Here is an 18706-nt window from a genome sequence, read left to right on the forward strand (position 1 = left end):
ACGAGTGTTTCTGACACCTGTCTGATACTCGGATTGGCGTTGGCCGCCAAACCACACCGATCCGAGCACACCCGAAGGCTCAGAACACGCTGGCGTGCTCCGAGTAGTGGCAGGAGACCCGGTGGTCCTCCCCCATCGTGAAGAAGTCCGGAAGCCGGGTCAGGCAGGCCTCTCGCTGCTCATCGTCGAGCTCATTTGCGAACTTGGGGCAGCGAGTGCGGAAGGGACAGCCCGAGGGCGGGTTGGCCGGCGAGGGCAGATCGCCCTGCAGGATGATGCGGCTGCGGGTGCGTTCCTTAACCGGATCCGGAATCGGGATGGCGGAGAGCAGCGCCTGCGTGTAGGGGTGAGCCGGCGCGGAGAAGACCGCGTCAACGTCGCCGATCTCCACAATCCGCCCCAGGTACATGACCGCGACCCGGTCGGCGATGTGCCGCACCACGGACAGGTCGTGAGCCACGAAGAGATAGCTCAGCCCCAGGGTGGCGCGCAGCTCGTCGAGCAGGTTGATCACCCCGGCCTGGATGGAGACGTCCAGGGCGGAAACCGGCTCATCCAGCACCAACAGGCTCGGCTCCAGGGCCAGCGCCCGGGCAATGCCGATGCGCTGGCGCTGCCCGCCGGAGAAGTTGCGCGGGTAGCGGTTGGCGTGGCTGGGTTCCAGGCCGACCAGCTGCATCAGTTCGGCCACCCGGTCGGCGATCTCCTGCTTGGGGCGTTTGAAGGCGCGCAGCGGCTCGGCGATCAGGTCGAACACCGGCAGGCGCGGGTCGAGCGAGGCCATCGGGTCCTGGAAGACGATCTGCACGTCCTGACGCATCCGGCGACGCTCACCGCGTGACAGCTTGTCCGTCTGCTTGCCGAGCACCACGATCGTGCCGTGCTGGGGAGACTTGAGGTCCATGACCTCCAGCAGAGTGGTGCTCTTGCCGCAGCCGGACTCCCCCACCAGCGCCAGGGTCTCACCCTTGCGCACGTCGAAGGACACGTCCGCCACGGCATGGACGGTGCCCACGCGGCGCTTGAAGACCGCACCCTTCATCAGCGGGAAGTCCTTTACCAGCTCGGTGACCCGCAGCACCTCCTCGCGCTGCTCATGGGGCAGGTCGAGGGCCTCCGGCGTCTTGAGCTTGGGCACCGGGTAGATGTCCCGGTAGTTGAGGTTGTTCTTCTCGATCTCCGGGAAACGACGGCAGGCGGACAGCTGCGGGCGCGCGGGGGCGTCGTCTACGGCGTCGAGGCTGCCATCGGGGCGCACCGGTGCCAGGGCGGGCTCGCCGTCCAGGCAGGCGTCCTGCACCATGGGGCAGCGCGGGGCGAAGGGACAGCCGGTGGGCTCGGCCAGCAGCGACGGCGGGTTTCCCTCCAGGGTGGCCAGGGCGGAGTCCTTCTTGGCGTCCAGGCGGGGCAGCGCGCCGAGCAGACCGATCGTGTAGGGCATGCGGGGGCGGTAGAACACGTCGTCGACGTCGCCGGTCTCCACGATCCGGCCGGCGTACATGACGCTGACCCGGTCGGCCATGCCGGCCACCACTCCCAGGTCGTGAGTGATCATGATGACGCCTGCGCCCGTCTCCTGCTTCGCGGTACGCAGCACGTCCAGGATCTGCGCCTGAATAGTCACGTCCAGCGCGGTGGTGGGCTCGTCGGCGATGATCAGGTCGGGATCGTTGGCGATCGCGATGGCGATCACGGCGCGCTGACGCATACCGCCGGAGAACTCGTGCGGATAGGCGTTCACGCGCACGGTGGGGTTGGGAATACCCACCAGGTCCAGCAACTCGATGGCGCGTCGTTTCGCATCCTTGTCCGACATGCCGCGGTTGTGGATCTTCAGGGCCTCCACGATCTGCTGACCCACCGTGTACACCGGGGTGAGGGCGGATAGCGGGTCTTGGAAGACCATGGCGATCTGGGTGCCGCGAAGCTTCGACATGTATGCGTCTGAACGGCCCAGAAGCTCGGTGCCGTGCAGCTTGACCGAACCGGACACGGCAGCCGACTCGTCCAGCAGTCCCATGACGGCAGTGGAGGTCACCGACTTGCCCGAGCCCGACTCACCGACCAGGGCGAGCACCTCGCCGCGAGCCAGGTCCAGGTTGACGCCGCGCACGGCGTGCACCTGACCGTCCTCCGAGGGGAAGGTGACGCACAGGTCGCGGACCTCCAGCAGTGGGGCGGCGGCGGCCGGGTCGGGCAGAGCGTCGGATTCGAATGCGGGGGCCTGCTTGTGGGAGCGGCTCATGCCTGGCCTCCAGACTTAGACGAGGAATCGAGGGCGTCACGCACGCCGTCGCCAATGAGGTTTACGCACACCAGCATGACCATCAGCACCACGGCGGGGGCGATGAAGGCCCAGGGGTAGACGGCGACGTCACCCTGCGACTGCTGAATGAGCGTACCCAGGGAGGTGTTCGGGGGCTTCACGCCGAAGCCGAAGTAGGACAGCGTGGTCTCGCTCAGCACCGCGCTGGCAATGCCGAGCGTGGCGTCGATGATGATGTAGGAGGAGACGTTGGGCAGGATGTGGCGGGCGATGATCCGCGGGGCGCTGACCCCCATGTAGCGGGCCGCCGTCACGTACTCCATGTTCCGCACGGACAGCGTCATGGAACGGATGACGCGGGCGGTCAGCATCCAGCCGAATGCGGCCAGCAGAATAATGAACAGCGGAATCGAGCCCTTGGACTGGCCGGAGACCGACTGGGACACGATGGCGATGATCAGGAAGGAGGGCACCACCAGCAGCAGGTCGATGACCCACAGGGCGACCTTGTCGAACCAGCCGCCGAAGTAGGCGGCCGCACTGCCGACGATGGCAGCCACGCCGGTCTGGATCGCGGCCACACTCAGGCCAATGATCAGAGACTTGCGCAGGCCCTCGATCACCATGGCGAACACGTCCGAGCCGTCCTTGGTGGTTCCCAGCCAGTGATCGGCGTTCGGGGGGACGTGGAAGGCGAGGAAATCGGGCTCGGTGTAGTGGTAGCGGGCGATGTGCGGGCCGACGACGGCCAGCAGCACGATCAGGCCGAAGCCCACCAGGCCGCCCACGGCGCTCTTATTGCGGAAGAAGCGGCGGCGCAGGATCTGACCGCGGGTCAGGCGCGCGGTCTGCGCGGCGGAGTCGGCCATCTCCGGCGCATTGCCGGGAATGGCGGTCTCCAGGGAGGCGCCAGGCGCCGAGTCGGGGCCGATGACCGAATCCGAGCGGCTGCTGCCGCCGGAGGTGCTGTCATTGCGGGACGCGTCTGCCATTTCAGCTCACCCTCACGCGGGGGTCGATGACGGCCACGAGGACGTCTGACAAGAGGGCGCCTATCAGCGTCATCATTCCGGAGAAGGCGACCACGGCTACGGTGCCGTTGATGTCGAAGGTGGAGATCGAGGTGACGGCGTACTCGCCCATACCGTGCCAGGTGAAAACGGTCTCCGTGATGGAGGCGCCTACGAACATGGTGGCCAGAGCGAAGGCGAAGTAGGTGCCCATGGGGATCAGCGAGGTGCGCAACGCGTGACGGGTGATGGCCTGGCGCTTGCGCAGTCCCTTGGCGCGTGCGGTGCGCACATAGTCGGCGCCGAGGGTGTCGAGCATGAGGTTGCGCTGGTAGCGCGAGTAGGTAGCGATGCCCGTAAGCGACATGGAAATGGTCGGCAGCAGCAGGTGTTGGGCGCGACCGACGAAGCCGGAGCCCTCGCCGACGAACTCGAAGACCTGCCCGCCCAGGGCGGCATTGGCCTTGATGGCCCCGAGTTTGAGGAACAGGGCGATGACCATGACCGGCGTGGAGAAGACGATCAGGCACAGCACCGTGATGATGCGGTCCGCGGCGGAGTACTGCTTGGTGGCGGTCCAGGCGCCCAGCGCCGTGCCGACGCCCATACCGATGAGGGAGCCGAGGAAGACCAGCCGCACCGATACCCACATGCGGCGGGCAACGATGGCATTGACGGATTCACCCTTGGGGGTCTTGCCCCAGTCCCACTCGGTGAGCACGCCCGTGGCCCAAATCTTGAACCGATCCAGGACCGGATCATTGGGGTTGATGTTATAGGACGTGAGTGTGGCGTAAATGCCGTCCCAGTTGAGCTTGGTATTGCTCAGGTCATACAACCCGAGTGGGTTGAGCTGCGTCGCGGCGAGGAAATACGCCAAGACGGTCGCTATGACCAACAGGATCGCGTAGTTCGCAAGCCTGCGCATTAGGTACGGAAACATGCGGTCTTCTCTTTGGCGGGCCGCCGGAGGGCCGGGCCCCGCGTGGGAGCCGATTCCGGTGCGGCTACGGACATTGCCGCCCAGACACAGCCACCCGCGGGCGACCTTGGGACCGAACGGACCGTCTCACGATACCCGCATTTGGAAACACGCCTTACACCCCGGACGTCAAGGCCGGGGCTATGTCCAACGATGGGCGGCGCAGAACCGGCCACTACCGGCCGCGCAAGTAACCTCCGCCACATTCCTGCCGCTGGGCAGGCAGTAGGCCCCGGACTCGAACACTCGCAGGTGAGTCCGCCCGCCCGCTCCGGGGATCCGCGAGCGCCAGCCGCCGTGAAACACCGCCTGGGCGCGAGGCCGCGGCGTATGCCCACCACCACGGGCAGGCACACGCCGTCGTCGGGCGAAACCTCAGTTGGCGGCGCGGGCATCCCGGCGGCGGAACAGGGCCGCGACCACGGCGCCGGAGAGGTTGTGCCAGATGGAGAAGACCGCTCCGGGCAGGGCGGCCTCCGCGCTGAAGTACTGGGCGGCGAGCCCGGCGGCCAGGCCGGAGTTCTGCATGCCGACCTCAATGGCGGTGGTGCGCGAGGCCTTCTCGTCGTGGCTGGTCACCCGGCCGATCAGGTAGCCGAGCAGGTAACCCAGGCAGTTGTGCAGGGCGACCACCAGCAGCACCAGCGCTCCGGCGGAGGCGATCTTGTCGGCAGAACCGGAGACCACGGCGATCACCACGTAGCAGATGCCGAGCACGGAGATCCAGGGCATCGCGGGCAGCAGCGGCTCCACGAAGCGGCCCAGGAAGGCACGAATCAGCAGGCCGCCGATGACGGGCACCAGCACGATCTTCACGATCGACATGGCCATGGAGCCGGCGTCGACGGGCATGTACTGGCCCGCGAGCCACTGGGTGAGCAGGGGCGTGAGCAGCGGGGCCAGCAGCGTAGAGATCGAGGTCATGGTCACCGAAAGCGCCACATCACCGCGGGAGAGGTAGGAGATGACGTTGGAGGAGGTGCCGCCGGGGGCGCAGCCGACCAGGATGACGCCGGCGGCCAGGGCCGGGTCCAGTTGGAAGATGCGGGTCAGGGTCCAGGCGATGAGGGGCATGACCACGAACTGGGCGGCCACTCCCACCAGCACCGGCAGGGGGCGGCGCACCACCAGGGCGAAGTCGGGGACCGTCAGAGTCAGGCCCATGCCGAACATGATGATGCCCAGGGCGTAGTTGGTGCCGGCGGACAGCGGACTGAGCGCCTCGGGGGCAAGCATCGCGGCGGCGAAGGCCAGCAGGATCAGCAAGGGGAAGACCGTGACGGCGATGTAGGCCGAGCGGTCCTCGTCGTTGCGGCGGGGAGCCGGCGTCGGGTCGGCGGGTTGGGAGGAACTAGGGGTTTGCGCTGGGGAGGTCATGGTTCAGTCCTATCGCTGCCGACCGGATTGCGAATGGCCGGTCTCAGGATCCGGGAGTGGGGCGAGTCAGCGCAGGGCCGCCGGGCGGACCACGAGGGCGGCCGCGAAGGACTTCAGCAGGTCACCCACCACGAACGGCGCCAGCCCCATGACGAACACCGCGTTCCACGGCGCGCCGGTTGCGGCCTTGAGCCACAGCAGGCCGGGCACGTACACCAGCGCGGAGGCGGCGAGCATGAGTCCCACGCGCACCGCCGCCGCCCGCAGGACCGCCGGCGTACCGCGGCCCACGGCGACCGTTCCGGCGCGGCCGGCGAGCAGCGCGGCGAGCCCGTAGCCGAGCACGTACCCGAAGGAGGCGGTGATACCGCCGCTCCAGCCCGCGAGCACCGGGGCTCCGAGGGCGGCCGCCGCGGCGAGCAGGGCCACGGCCGCCAGGCCGCGCCGGGAGCCGAGCACGCCGCCCACGCCGAGGGCGGCCAGTGTGCCGAGGGTGACCGGCACCGGGGTGAAGGGCAGTGGCAGGGCGATCTGACCGATCAGGGCGATGGCGGCGGCGCCACCGATGATGAGCGCCGCCTCGCGGGCGACGCGGCGGGCCAGGGGCACCGCGGCGGGAGCGGTGTTGGAGCGGACGGCAGGGCGCATGTTTGTGCTCATGCCACCACCGTAGAGGTGCGAGGGCCCGCAACGCACCGCCGTTTGCCGCCCGGATCCGCGAGCGCAACTTGTGGGATTCCTCCAATTCCCTATTAATGGCTAGCCCACGCGTCAAAGGCCTTCCCCACTCGCCCGTGCAACCGCCGCTTACACGCCCACGCCGGTACCCGCGGCACACCGCGGCCGCTAGACGAGGTACGCCTGTCACGGAATGCACCACTTTCAACCGCAACCGCCCCTGGCGCGCCGCATCGAGTCGCATGATTCTGCGGTGAGCGCGGAGCCCCCCTCAGGAAGCAGACGCAGAAAGAGGTGCATTCCATGACAAGTGCCGGCCTCAAGCGCGCCGCACACGCCGCAAGGGGCCCTGCGAACCGTGGCCTCAGGAGACGGTGACGTCGCCGGAGGTGGTGCCGGTGGCGGCGCCCCCGTTGATGGTGTTGACGGTGATGGCGGAGGTGCTCCCGGCGGTGATGGCGCCATCGAAGCTGGTTGCGTCCAGGGTGAGGGTCAGGGTGCCGCCGTTGGAGCCGGAGTTGCCCCAGCGGTCCTCGTCGGCGGTTGCCAGGCCGCCGGCGGTCTCCAGCGTGCAGCCGGTGAGTGTGGCCTCGGCGGTGGTGTTGGTGACGTAGAGGATGGGCACGTCCCGGCTGCAGGTCAGCCTGACGTCGGTGAGCGCGAGGGTGGAGGTCTCGGTGGCGGCGTCGGAGTCGGCGGCGTCCCCGGACATGGACTGGTACAGCATGACGCCGGCGGTCTCCGAGTCGGTGGTGAACGTCGAGTCGGAGACGGTGGCGTGGTTCTTGCCCTCGACCACGATCGCCTGCCCCTGGCCGGAGGTGCCGGTCAGGCCGGAGACGGTGATCTCACCGGTGGAGTAGATGCAGGGCGAGCCGTCGCCGGCGGTGGTGAAGGTGTTCGTGCCGTCCACCGTCACGGTGCCGGAGCCGCGATCGGTGGCAACGGCGGCGCAGTGGGCGCCCTCGGTGGTGATGGTCAGGTTGGCGGCGGTGATGGTGCCCGCGTAGGTGGCGTGCAGGCCGCGGGAGGACTCGCCGGTGGTGTTGATGGCGCTGGCGGTGACCTCGGCCGTGGCGCCGCCGGTGGCGACGACGGCGTTGGCGCCGGAGGCGTCGGTGGTCAGCGTGGTCTGGTCGATACTGGCGCTGCTGCCCTCACCGACCACCACGATCGCGGAGTTGAGCCCGTAGAAGCTGTAGGAGTCATCCACGCCGTGCTCGCCGTCGGTGGAGGCGTCGCCCGACTTGTTGACGCGGGCGTTGGTGACGGTGAGGCTGCCGCCGTTGACGACCAGGAAGACGGTCTCGTCGCCGCTGGCGGATTCGAAGGTGCCGCCGTCGATGGTGGCCGCGATGCCGTCGACGAGGTAGGCGCCGCTCAGGGTGATCTCCTTGTCGCCGATCGAGCCGGTCCAGGAACCGCTCGACAGGGCGGTGTTGGACTCGGAGGCCTCGTGGTACTCCGGGCCGACGGAGGCCTCCACGTCGGCGGCGGTGGCGGCGGTGTCCGCATCGGCGGCCGTCTCGGTGGTGGCTGTGGCGGTGGAGGCGGAGTCGTTGGAGGGGCCGCAGGCCGTCAGCACACCGACCGTGGCCAGGCCGAGTCCGCCCAGCAGCACGGAGCGGCGCCGCATGTAGAAGCGGTCGTCGTCGAGGTCGGTGGTGTATTCGGTGGTACGGCTGAAACGCATGGGGATCTCCTTCAGGTGTGCTGCCGTTACCCGACGACGGTGCGCATGTTCCACCGCCGCCGCGGCATCGGCTTGCTGGTCGCCGACCAGTCTGGTGACCCCGTTTATGTGCCACCTGTGTACCCCGTAGGGCTCCGGCGTGAATGCCACGAGGCTGCAGCGCTGCGCTAGCGTGCGGGCATGCCCGCTCTCCCCCGCACTGCCGGCCCCGACGACGCCGCGCCCTTCGCGCTCGTGCCCGCCGCCTACGTGTTGTTGCTGCGTCCCCGAAAGGACGCCTCCACAGTCATGGCCACGGAGGCACTCGGCACCGGCCATCCCGTCGGCGTCGACCGCGCACCCCGCTCCCCTGCCGGCTGGCCTCACGGCGCCGCCGCTACCGAGGTGCTGCTGCAGCTGCGCCGCAACACCGGCTTCATGGACGGGCACTGGGCAGCCGGGATCGCGGGGCACGTCGAGCCCGGCGAGTCGGTGACCGCGGCGGCCGTGCGGGAAGGCGCCGAGGAGATGGGCGTCGTCGTCGACCCCGGCGATCTGGTGCCGCTCACCGCCATGCACCGCAGCAACGCCGTCGGCGGGCCGGCCCTCGAGCAGCGGGCGGACTTCTTCTTCACCCTGACTCGCTGGCGCGGCACACCCACCATCCAGGAGCCGCACAAGTCCGGCGCCCTGAGGTGGTTTGCGCTGGACGCACTGCCCGAGCCGGTCCCGCCGCACGAACTGAAGGTCCTGCGGCTGCTGGCCGCGGCGCTCGACGGCGGCCGGGCCGTGCCCGCGATCACCACCTTCGGCTTCGCGGGCGCGCCCGGCGCGCCTCAGCCCTGACGGGCGGCGATGGAGGCGACGACGGCGTCGAGGGTCTCGGCCAACTGGACGTCGCGCCGGTCCACGGGGGTGAAGGTGGCCATGTCCGCCGTGGTGTCCGTGACGAGGATCAGCTGCACCGGCGGGTAGACCACGTGCATGCTCCAACTGCCCAGGACCGTGCGCCACTGCTCGACCGCCCGGATGGCGCCGTCGCCGGAGTAGCCGACGAAGCCGACGGTCTTGTTCTGGAACTCGGAGAACAGGTGATCGGTGGCGTTCTTGAAGGCGCCGGGGATGCCGTGGTCGTACTCGGAGGTGACGAACACGAAGCCGTCCTGGGAGTCGATGGCGTCTGACCAGGCCTGCACCCGCGGGTCGTCATACTGCTTGTTCGCCATCATTGGCGGAACCTGCGAGGTGAACAGGGGCAGGTCGAAGGACTTGACGTCGATGATGGTGTAGTCGGCGTCGCCGCGGGCGCGCGCGTGCTCAAGCACCCACTGGGCGATCTGCTCGCCGAGGCGAACCTCCCGCACCGAGCCGAGCACGATCCCGATCTTGGGCTTATTGGTCATAGATGTCTCCGTTCAGGCCATGTCCCGCCCGGGTTCGGGCGGTACGAGCCCCAAGAACAGCATGACCCCATTCGTGACGCCAACGAAATCAGACGTTGACATTGTCACAGCGTCGTCGTCCACCGCCCGGCGGCGGTCGCCGTCGGGCTCAGAACCCGAGGAATTCCAGGATGTCGGGCAGCTCCCGGCGGGCCTGCGCCAGGCCGGCCTCGTAGGCGGTCACCACGCGGTCGTAGCGCAGCTCACCGTTCTCGATCGCCATGCGGTCGGGCTGGAACAGGTAGACGCGCCCCTCGCGGCGCCCCTGCTCCAGCTCCTCAATGGTGCGGTTGTAGCCGTCGGGCCGGTTGATGATGGCCTCGGCGACCTCCGGCTGCTTGCGGAACATGCGCCGGTAGGCGGCGGCGCGCTTCTCGGCGGGCTTGCGGTAGCCTGCCGGCCGGGTGGAGGCCACGAGCATGCGCTCGTAGCCGTCGGCCACGGCGGCGTCGGTGGGGAAACCGCCGGTGGGGCCGAGCGCCCCGTCGAGGTAGGGCACGCCGTCGATGTGGACGGTGGGCATGAGCACCGGCATGGATGAGGAGGCCTGGCAGCGCACCAGCAGGTCCTCCATGACGTCCATGTCCTCCAGGCCCCAGTAGACCTCCTCGCCGGTGTCGCAGCGGAAGGCGCCCAGGCGCACTGTGGCCGCGGAGGACTTGAAGGTGTCCCAGTCGAAGGGGAACAGCTCGTCCGGCAGGGAGGTGTGCTGGTAGATGTGCTCGGAGTTGAAGTAGCCCTGGCCGCGGGCGAAGCTGCCCCACCCGCCGGCGTCGGGGTCGGTGGTCAGCCCGACGAAGGCCTCACGGGTGCGCCACAGGTCGCGGGAGACCATGTTGACGGTGTTGGTCGTGCCGGCGGAGATGCCGCCCACCCAGGGGAAGAACAACCCCTCCTCCAGCAGCACCTGCACCAGCGCCGCGGTGTAGGTGCCGCGCATGCCACCGCCTTCGAATACGAGGGCGACGTCGTCGACGCGCCGGGTGATCGGGGCGGGCGTGTGCGCGGGGTCGCCGTACGGGACGGGGTGGGAGGGGGCGAGGGCGGAAGTGGTCATGATGTGCCAAGGCTATCGAGCCCACGTGGGTGGGCGGCAGTGATCCCGACCGCACCCCTGGCCGTCGACGGTCGGCACGCGTAGCGTGACGCCATGGCGAATCCACAGCTCCTTCAGCCCCTTTCTCTGCGCGGGCTCACGGCCCGCAACCGCCTCTGGCTCCCACCCATGTGCATGTACTCGGTCGAGAACCAGGACGGCATCGCCACCGACTGGCACGTGGTGCACTACGGCTCGCGCGCCCAGGGCGGCTTCGGCACCGTGATCGTCGAGGCCACCGGCGTCACTCCCGCGGGGCGCCTGTCCCCCTACGACCTCGGCCTGTGGGACGACGCCCAGGTGGACGGCCACCGCCGCATCGTCGAGGCGATCCACGCCGGCGGCGCGCTGGCGGGCGTGCAGCTGGGCCACGGCGGCCGCAAGGCGGGCACGCCCCCGTGGCGGCCCGACGTCGAGGGGGCCCGCTCCGGAACCCTGCCCGACTGGGATCTGGTGGCGCCGAGTGCGGTGGCCTACCCCGGCCACGCGGTGCCGCGCGCGCTGACCACCGCGGAGATCGCCGACACCGTGCAGGCCTTCGCCGACGCCGCCCGCCGCGCCGTGGCCGCCGGCTACGACGTGGTGGAACTGCACGGCGCCCACGGCTACCTGATCCACCAGTTCCTCTCGCCGCTGTCCAACACCCGCACCGACGCCTACGGCGGCTCCGCCGAGGGGCGGCGCCGCTTCGCCCTGGAGGTGGTTCGGGCGGTGCGCGCGGCCATCGGGGAGGACAAGGTCCTCGACATCCGCCTGTCTGCCACCGACTGGACCGAGGGCGGGATCACCGGGGATGACACCGCCGAGTTGGCGCGGCAGCTGGTGGCGGCGGGCGTGGACGTGCTGCACGTGTCCACCGGCGGGAACGCGCCCGCCCAGGTGCCGGCGGGCCCCGGCTACCAGGTGCCCTTCGCCGCCCAGGTCAAGCAGGCCGTGGACGGCATGACGACGCCGGGCGGAGGGCAGCCGCAGGTGGTCGCCGTCGGCATCATCGACTCCGGCATGCAGGCGGAGCAGATCCTGGTGGCCGGCCTGGCCGACGCCGTCGCCGCCGGGCGGGCGGCCCTGCGCGACCCGTACCTGCCGGTGCGCTGGGCTCACGAGCTGGGCGTCAGCGACTGGCAGGCCGCACATCTGCCGATCCAGTATTGGCGCGGCGCCTGGCGCTGAGCACCGGCTCGCACTTGAAGGCAGGCGGTGCCGGGCGGCTGCATTGAGCGGCTGCCCGGCACCGTCGTCTTGTGGCGGGGCCGGCGGCCGGCGCGGCTAAGCGGGCGGGGCCGGGCGGCGCACCGCCCTCTGGGGTTCAGGCGCCCTGCCAGTAGGCGTGCATGGCCCGGGCGAGGCGGACGCCGTCGGAAACCGCGCACATCTCCCGCTGGGAGTGCATGGACAGCAGCCCCTGGCCGACGTCGACGGTGGGGATGCCCAGGCGCGTGGCGGTGAGCGGGCCGATCGTGGTGCCGCAGGGCACGGCGTTGTTGGACACGAAGTCCTGGCTGGGAACCGCGGCGGCGCGGCAGGCGCGTGCCCATGCGGCCACGGCGGTGGCGTCGGTGGCGTAGCGCTGCTGGGCGTTGATCTTCAGCAGCGGCCCGCCGCCGAGGACGGGGCGCACGGCGGGATCGTGCAACTGTGGATAGTTCGGGTGGACGGCGTGGCCGGCGTCGGCGGAGACGCACACCGAGCGGGCCAGCAGCGCCGCGTAGGCGTCGCCCGTGACCCCCATGGTGCCGGCGAGGCGGGACAGCACGGTCTGCAGGAACGGGCCGGCGGCACCGGTGCGGGTGCCGCTGCCGACCTCCTCATGGTCATTGGCGATGAAGACGATCGGGCCGGCGATCCCGGCGTCTGCACCCTCGTGCGCCAACGCCTCCAGCGCCACCAGGGCGGCGTGCACGGAGGAGAGGTTGTCCAGGCGGGAGGAGGCGAGGAACTCGCCATTGCGGCCGAAGCGGGCCGGCGCCTCGGTGGGGTAGGTGAGGATGTCGCAGAAGGCCAGGTCGGCGGGGTCGATGCCGGCCAGCTCGCACAGGTAATGCTCGGGCGCGTCGGGGCCGGGCAGGGCGGACGCGGCGTCATTCCCGGGTCCGGCCGCGTCGGTTGCGGCGCCCGCCGGGGCCGTGCCGGCGGCCGCCGCCGCATCGCTCGCTTTGCCGCTCGTCAGGGTCCACAGCGGCAACAGATGGGCCTGCTTGTCCAGGTGCAGGGACTCGTTCACGCTGCGGTCCAGGTGCGGGGCGACCTGGGCGACGCGGGCGATGGGGCCGGTGCGCACCAGGTGGGTGGTGCCGTCGAAGGTGGTCAGGCGGCCGGCCAGGCCGAGTTCGCGGTCCAGGAAGGCGTTCAGCAGCGGCCCGCCGTAGACCTCGACGTTCAGCACCTGCACGCCGTCGCGCACCATGGCGGCGCGGGGCTTGAGCCGCAGCGCCGGGGAGTCCGTGTGGGCGCCGACGATCCGCAATCCGGCGGCCGCGTCCAGTTGCTCGGGCAGCAGCCAGGCGATGATGGCGCCGTCGCGGCGGGTGTAACCGCGGCGGGGCAGGTCGGTTCCCCAGGGCTCGCGCTCGTCTACGGCGGTCAGGCCCACGGCGTCCAGGCGGCGGGCGACCTCCGCGGCTGCGTGGTAGGAGGTGGGTGAGGCGGTGACGAAGTCGATGATGGAGTCGGCGTAGGCGTCGTCGTCGCGCAGCGCGGGCGCGGTTTCGGGGTCTGTCATGGGCCCAGTATGGGCCCGCCGGGAGAGGCCGCCGCCGAAGAATGTCCAAATCCGGCAGGAACGTCGGGCGCGCGCTCTCTGGCCGCCCATAAAACGGCTTGATATCAGCGATCTGTCAGCCACAGTTCGGTCGCGCACACGCGTTTGTCCCGTATTCGGAGCATCATTCTGCGCGCGTACCGGGAGGCCGCACAGCCACCATCTGGGCCTTCCGACCTATGGACACGGCGAGCCTCCTCACCTACTCTTGCAAACGTTCCCGGGAACGTTTGCAAGAGGCGCTCCCGGCGGCATGATCCGCTCTTGATCCCAAGGAAGTGAACCAATATGAGCGTCCCAGTACCCAACCTCCGCGGCCTCAACCCCGCCCCCGTCACCCCCTTCACCCCCGACGGCGAGATCGACTTCCCCGCCATCAAGCGCCTGGGCTCCTGGCTGGGCTCCTTCCCCGAAGTCACCTCACTGGTCGTCCTGGGCCACGCCGGTGAGGGCACCTTCCTCACCCAGTCCGAGCAGGTGGCCGTCATCGAGGCGTTCGTCGCCTCCACCGACGGCCGCGTCCCCGTCGTCGCCGGCATCACCGGCGAGGGCACCAGGGTCGCCTGCGAGGAGGCACAGCGTGCCGTCGACGCCGGGGCGACCGTCGGCCTGATCTACCCCTCCCACGGCTGGCTGCGGTTCGGGTTCCAGCCCGGCGCCCCGCAGGACCGCTACAAGGCGATCTATGAGGAGACCGGCCTGAACGAAATCCTCTTCCAGTACCCGGACAACACCAAGTGCAGCTACGACCTGGACACCCAGTTGGAGATCGCGGCGCTGCCCGGCGTGCACTACACCAAGAACGGCGTGCGCAACATGAAGCGGTGGGACACCGAGATCCCGGTACTGCGTGAGGCCTTCCCGGACCTGACGATCATGAGTTGCCACGACGAGTACCTGCTGCACACCATGTTCGACGTCGACGGCCTCCTGGTCGGCTACGGCAACATCGCCCCCGAGCTGCTGATCAAGCTGCTCAAGGCCGGCCAGGCGCACGACTACGACGCCGCCCGCGCCGTGCATGACCAGCTCCTGCCGGTGACCAAGGCGGTCTACCACCGCGGAAGTCACATGGAGGGCACCGTCGCCCTGAAGGAGGCGCTGGTGGAGCGCGGCGTGCTGGAGACCGCCACCGTGCGCTCTCCGCTACGCCCCCTGGCAGAGGGCGCCCACGAGGAGATCGCCGCGGCCCTGGCTGCCGCCGGAATCGGCAAGGCGCAGATCCCGGCCTGACCACTACACGTGGCGGTCGCGGCCTTATTCCCGCGACCGCCACGCCCCGCGGCCGCCCCACACCAAGTGTGTCCCATCACGATCGGTGCCGATGGTGATCACGCCCCGTGCCGCGTTCCTCCCCCCACCCACCGCCCACAATGGAGTAGGCCGTGATCCTTCTGCAGTTCCTCGTCTTCGTTGCCTTCATCATCATCGGCGCCAGAATCGGCGGCATCGGCATTGCCTTCGCCGGCGGAGCCGGCGTGGTGGTCCTCGGCCTGCTCGGTGCCACCCCCGGCGACCTGCCCATGCAGGTGATCGTGTTCATCATGGTGGTGATCTATGCGGCCTCGGCCATGCAGGTGGCCGGCGGGCTCGACTACCTGGTCAATCTCACCGACCGGCTGTTGCGTGCCCACCCCAAGTACCTCGCCCTGCTGGCGCCCCTGGTTACCTACCTGCTCACCTTCGCCGCCTCCACCGGACAGGTGTCCTTCGCGACCATGCCGGTGATCGTGGAGGTCGCCAAGGAGAACAACATCCGCCCCACCCGCCCGCTGGCGGTCGGCGTGGCCGGATCGCTGCTTGGCATCACCGCCTCCCCGATCTCCGCCGCCGTGGTGTTCCTCTCTGGCCAACTTGAGGAGACGAATTCCGGGTGGACCTTCATCGACCTGATTCTGGTGTCGATCCCCGCCACCTTCCTAGGCACGATGACTACCGCACTGGTATTCATGTTCTGGGACAAGGCGCGCGGGACGGACCGACTCGATGTCGTGCCGGAGTATCGGCGCCGCCTCGCCGCTGGCGAGATCACCCCGCCTAAGCACGAGGTCCGCGAACTGCGCCCGGGCGCCAAGCTGTCGGTGCTGATCTTCCTGATCGCCCTGGTTGTGGTGCTCGCCTACTCCATTGCCATCTCCGAGAAGGTGGGCCTGATCTCCGAGCCCGTTATGGACGCCGGACAGTGCCGTATCTCCGTCATGCTTGCAGCCGCCGGGGCGATCATCGTGGCCTGCCGCGCAGATCCGAAGGCGATACCGGGCTCGTCAATCTTCCGCACCGGTATGAACGCCTGCGCCTGTATCCTCGGTGTCGCTTGGCTGGGTACCACCTTTATGACCGCCAACCAGGAGTGGATCCAAGCCCACCTGGGTGACGCGCTCGCCGGCAAGCCCTGGCTGTTCGCCATCTTGGTGGTAGTTGCCTCCTCATTGCTGTACTCGCAGGCCGCCTCCACGCGGGCGCTGTTCCCCACCGCGCTGGCGATCGGTGTGGCTCCGGCGACCGTGGTCGCCTGCTTCCCGGCGACCTCATCCCTGTTCATCCTGCCCACCTATCCGACGCTGTTGGCGGCGGTGGACCTCGATGACACCGGCTCGACGCGGCTCGGCACACACTTCTTCGACCACCCCTTCCTAGTCCCGGGCCTCATGGCGACGGGGCTGAGCGTGCTCTACGGTTTCGCACTGGCCGCCGTCGTCGTTTGATCACGAGTAGCCCTGTCCGAGACGGACCCGCGACGTCCTTGGGTGCCGCGGGTCCGTCTCCTCGTCTGCGAGTCGCGCAGCTACGATGCGATCAGCCGACCAGGAGGCACACCGTGAAGACCGTCACCCTTAAGGACGTCGCCGCAGCAGCTGGCGTGTCCATCTCTACGGCCTCCCGCATCCTGGACGAACGACTTCCGACCTCACGCTCCGCCTCCGCCAAGCGAGTGAGGGAGGCGGCCGAACGGCTCGGATACCGGCGCGACGCCGCAGCCTCCGCACTGCGACGCGGCGACACCGGCACCGTCGGGGTGCTGGTGCCGCGGCTGTCCGACACCGTGATGGCGCTGCTGTTCGAGGCGATCTTCTCAGCGGCGGCCGCTCGGGGATTGTTCGCACTCGTATCCGTGTGCGGCGACGACTCCGCCGCCGAGGCCCACGCCGTGGACTCGCTACTGGCCCGGCGCGTCGACGGCCTCGTACTCGCCACCGCTCGGCTTGATGATCCTCTGCCCAGTTCCCTGCGTGAACGCGGTGTGCCGCATGTGCTCGCACTGCGCACCGACGACATTTCACCCTCCTCCGTATGCGACGACGAGCTCGGCGGGTATCTCGCAACCCGCCACCTGCTCGACCTCGGGCACACCAAAGTCGCAGTGCTTCCCGGGCCCGACTTCGCCTCCACCGCCAGGCAGCGCTTGGCCGGCTACCGCCGCGCCATGGCGGAGGCAGATGTGCCGGTCCCTGAGGCGTACGTCCGCCACTGCGGCTTCGGCTTCACAGACGGCAGCGCGGCGGCGACAGCCGTGCTCAGCGAGGCGCCGGGAATCACCGCCGTCTTCGCCGCCAATGACTCCCTTGCCATGGGGACGCTGTCCGCGGCCAAGACGTTGGGACGCTCCGTCCCGAAGGACTTGAGCGTCGTCGGCTATAACGACACCCCGCTGGCCGGCCAACTGACCGTGCCACTGACGACGGTGCGTGTGCCTTTCGACCTGATCGCCGCCGGGGCACTCGATCTGCTCGCCGCGCAGACCAGTGGCGATTCACAAGTGGTTAACCGCGTCGCCACCCCGACCCTGATCCCCCGTAGCTCCTCCACCTCTCTCGCCCACCGAAGAATGTCCAAATCCGGCGGGAACGTCGGGCGCGCACTCTCTGCTCGCCCATAAAACGGCTTGATTCCAACGATCCGGAAACGGCTCTTGGCCGCTTCGGACCCGTTTATGCCGAATCCGGAAATTCGGCCCCGCGCCTTCACATGTTGGTGGTGGCCCGGGCGGTGCCGGTGGCGGTGATCGTGAAGCCCGCTGCGGGGATTACGCCCCAGGGCAGGAAGGGCGGCTGGGAATGCGCGGTCAGGGTGACGACGGCGGTGGCACCGTCGGGACTGGCGGCCTCCGTGATCTGCACCCCGGTCAGCTCGACCGGTTGTCCGGCCAGGTCGGCGGCGGCCGCGGCCCGCACGCCCACGGCCGACAGCGTGCCGGGGCCGGCCGTGGTGGAGTCTCCGGCGAAGTAGGAGGCGTCGTCGATCGCATCCGCAGCGGCGGCCGCGGCCGAGTCCGCCAGCGAGGTGAGGGTCTTCAGGTCCAGGTAGACGGCGCTGGCGGAGGCGAGCGCCAGAATCAGTGCGGCGACGACGGCGACCAGCCCGACGCCCAGCAGCAGGGTCTGCCCGTCCTCCGCGGCGGCCGTCCGGCGCACCCGGGCGGCGGCGGCCCGGCAGCGCTCCCGCGAGATCATGGTGCGCCTCCCTTGCTGACGGCAAGGGTGACGGCGCGCTCGGCATCCACGACGACGACGTCCCGCCCCACCCCGGCCGACGCGAGCACCGGCAGGTCCACGCCCGCCTGTACGCGTACCACCGCCCCGGTGCAGGCGGCGTCCGCGCAGCCCACGCTCAGGGCGGTGGCGGGGTCGGCGTCAACGCCCTGGTCGGACAGGGCCAGGCTCACGGCCACACGCGCGTGAGCCACGGCGGTCTCCCCCGGCTCGACCTCCAGGATGCGGCTGGCGGCGTCGGCGGCGGAGGCCACGGCGAAGGAAGCGGCCTGCACTTGGGCGAGGGCGACGAGCAGATACACCACGGGCACCACCAGCACCACCGTCCACCCGATGAACTCCACCGCGGCGTTGCCGGCCTCCGGCTCGCCCCGCCGTCCGGCCCGGCGGAGACGCAGACCGGGGGCCCGGCGACCAGACCAACGCCTCCCCGACGGCTCGACCGGCGTGTGCGGCCGGCTTTGCGCGCGCCGGTTCATGGTTCGTCTCCGTCCACGCCCACGAGGACGGCCTCGTCGACGGCGTGCCCGGTGACGTGCAGCGCCCCGCCGGGGCCGAGCAGGCCCAACACCGGCAGTGGGGCGGTCACGTCCACGCGTACCACCGTCACGCCGTCGACCCGGGTGCGGGTGACGTTCACGGCGTCGACGTAGCCGTCGGCGAGTGCCGCGTCGGCCAGGGCGCGCACGCGCGCATCCGCCTCGGCGGTGGTGCCGCCGACCAGCGCGGCGCGGCGGGCGCCCTCCCCGGCGGCGTCGGTGAGCAGGTTGCGCACGTGCAGGCCGAGGGCGAGCTGGAGCAGCGCCACCGACACGGCGACGACGAGCACGCCGACGAGCACGAAGTCGACTACGGCCGAGCCGCGCTCGGTGGCCATGCGGCGGGCATCCGGCCGGTGCCGGCCGCCGGGCCCGTCCGCGTCACCGCGCCCGACG

At 69.9% G+C, this 18706-nt stretch carries 17 protein-coding genes; 5 read left to right on the forward strand and 12 right to left on the reverse strand.

The features are described 5' to 3' along the window. Positions 1-79: 79 nt before the first annotated feature. The 6 genes from ACGLYG10_RS01765 to ACGLYG10_RS01790 form a co-directional block, all read right to left on the reverse strand. Positions 80-2245 carry a dipeptide ABC transporter ATP-binding protein gene (locus tag ACGLYG10_RS01765; protein WP_073327358.1) on the reverse strand — a complete coding sequence of 722 codons (2166 nt, stop codon included), beginning with the start codon at positions 2243-2245 and terminating at the stop codon, positions 80-82. After that, entirely contained in the window at positions 2242-3258 is a 1017-nt protein-coding gene (locus tag ACGLYG10_RS01770; protein ID WP_083565302.1) for an ABC transporter permease, read from the reverse strand. Before ACGLYG10_RS01770 ends, ACGLYG10_RS01765 begins: the two co-directional genes overlap by 4 nt. A gap of 1 nt (position 3259) precedes the next feature. Further along, the gene (locus ACGLYG10_RS01775) at positions 3260-4219 is read right to left on the reverse strand and encodes an ABC transporter permease (RefSeq protein WP_073327359.1); all 960 of its coding nucleotides are present in this window, start codon (positions 4217-4219) and stop codon (positions 3260-3262) included. Positions 4220-4633: 414 nt separating this feature from the next. Next, positions 4634-5635 (reverse strand): bile acid:sodium symporter family protein, encoded by a 1002-nt coding sequence (locus tag ACGLYG10_RS01780; RefSeq protein ID WP_073327361.1) that lies wholly within the window; start codon positions 5633-5635, stop codon positions 4634-4636. 66 nt (positions 5636-5701) lie between these two features. After that, a complete protein-coding gene (locus ACGLYG10_RS01785; protein ID WP_073327362.1) occupies positions 5702-6295 on the reverse strand; it encodes a biotin transporter BioY in 594 nt (197 codons plus the stop codon). Between the two features lie 382 nt (positions 6296-6677). Next, positions 6678-8006, reverse strand: coding sequence for a hypothetical protein (locus ACGLYG10_RS01790; RefSeq protein WP_211482954.1), 1329 nt, complete (start codon positions 8004-8006; stop codon positions 6678-6680). 180 nt (positions 8007-8186) lie between these two features. Here ACGLYG10_RS01790 and ACGLYG10_RS01795 point away from each other — a divergent pair, with 180 nt between their 5' ends. Then, positions 8187-8831, forward strand: a complete 645-nt coding sequence (locus ACGLYG10_RS01795; RefSeq protein ID WP_073327364.1) for an NUDIX hydrolase — start codon at positions 8187-8189, stop codon at positions 8829-8831. Here ACGLYG10_RS01795 and ACGLYG10_RS01800 read toward each other — a convergent pair. Both ACGLYG10_RS01800 and ACGLYG10_RS01805 read right to left on the reverse strand, forming a co-directional pair. Further along, the gene (locus tag ACGLYG10_RS01800) at positions 8822-9388 is read right to left on the reverse strand and encodes an NADPH-dependent FMN reductase (protein ID WP_073327365.1); all 567 of its coding nucleotides are present in this window, start codon (positions 9386-9388) and stop codon (positions 8822-8824) included. The genes ACGLYG10_RS01795 and ACGLYG10_RS01800 overlap by 10 nt on opposite strands. Positions 9389-9536: 148 nt before the next feature. Beyond that, on the reverse strand, positions 9537-10484 hold the full coding sequence (locus ACGLYG10_RS01805) for a patatin-like phospholipase family protein (protein WP_073327367.1): 948 nt from the start codon (positions 10482-10484) through the stop codon (positions 9537-9539). Positions 10485-10577: 93 nt separating this feature from the next. On the opposite strand from ACGLYG10_RS01805, the gene ACGLYG10_RS01810 reads away from it, so the two are divergent. Then, positions 10578-11693, forward strand: coding sequence for an NADH:flavin oxidoreductase/NADH oxidase (locus ACGLYG10_RS01810; RefSeq protein ID WP_073327368.1), 1116 nt, complete (start codon positions 10578-10580; stop codon positions 11691-11693). A 136-nt stretch (positions 11694-11829) separates the two neighbouring features. On the opposite strand, the gene ACGLYG10_RS01815 is transcribed toward ACGLYG10_RS01810, so the two are convergent. After that, the gene (locus ACGLYG10_RS01815; RefSeq protein ID WP_073327370.1) at positions 11830-13242 is read right to left on the reverse strand and encodes a M18 family aminopeptidase; all 1413 of its coding nucleotides are present in this window, start codon (positions 13240-13242) and stop codon (positions 11830-11832) included. A gap of 327 nt (positions 13243-13569) precedes the next feature. Here ACGLYG10_RS01815 and ACGLYG10_RS01820 point away from each other — a divergent pair, with 327 nt between their 5' ends. The 3 genes from ACGLYG10_RS01820 to ACGLYG10_RS01830 all read left to right on the forward strand — a co-directional run bounded on the left by ACGLYG10_RS01820 (position 13570) and on the right by ACGLYG10_RS01830 (position 17158). Then, positions 13570-14514: a dihydrodipicolinate synthase family protein gene (locus tag ACGLYG10_RS01820; protein ID WP_073327371.1), complete on the forward strand. Its 945-nt coding sequence runs from the start codon at positions 13570-13572 to the stop codon at positions 14512-14514. 152 nt (positions 14515-14666) lie between these two features. After that, positions 14667-15986, forward strand: coding sequence for an anaerobic C4-dicarboxylate transporter family protein (locus ACGLYG10_RS01825; protein ID WP_073327373.1), 1320 nt, complete (start codon positions 14667-14669; stop codon positions 15984-15986). Positions 15987-16099: 113 nt separating this feature from the next. Beyond that, positions 16100-17158: a LacI family DNA-binding transcriptional regulator gene (locus ACGLYG10_RS01830; RefSeq protein WP_073327374.1), complete on the forward strand. Its 1059-nt coding sequence runs from the start codon at positions 16100-16102 to the stop codon at positions 17156-17158. Between the two features lie 85 nt (positions 17159-17243). Here ACGLYG10_RS01830 and ACGLYG10_RS01835 read toward each other — a convergent pair whose 3' ends face one another. The 3 genes from ACGLYG10_RS01835 to ACGLYG10_RS01845 are packed head-to-tail and all read right to left on the reverse strand — an operon-like array spanning position 17244 to position 18648. Further along, positions 17244-17732 (reverse strand): glycosyltransferase, encoded by a 489-nt coding sequence (locus ACGLYG10_RS01835; protein ID WP_073327376.1) that lies wholly within the window; start codon positions 17730-17732, stop codon positions 17244-17246. After that, positions 17729-18250: a peptidase T4 gene (locus ACGLYG10_RS01840; protein WP_244542528.1), complete on the reverse strand. Its 522-nt coding sequence runs from the start codon at positions 18248-18250 to the stop codon at positions 17729-17731. Before ACGLYG10_RS01840 ends, ACGLYG10_RS01835 begins: the two co-directional genes overlap by 4 nt. After that, positions 18247-18648, reverse strand: coding sequence for a TadE/TadG family type IV pilus assembly protein (locus tag ACGLYG10_RS01845; protein WP_073327379.1), 402 nt, complete (start codon positions 18646-18648; stop codon positions 18247-18249). Before ACGLYG10_RS01845 ends, ACGLYG10_RS01840 begins: the two co-directional genes overlap by 4 nt. Between the last annotated feature and the right edge of the window lie 58 nt (positions 18649-18706).

This window comes from Actinomyces glycerinitolerans (assembly GCF_900098745.1).
GTDB classification, from domain to species: domain Bacteria; phylum Actinomycetota; class Actinomycetes; order Actinomycetales; family Actinomycetaceae; genus Actinomyces; species Actinomyces glycerinitolerans.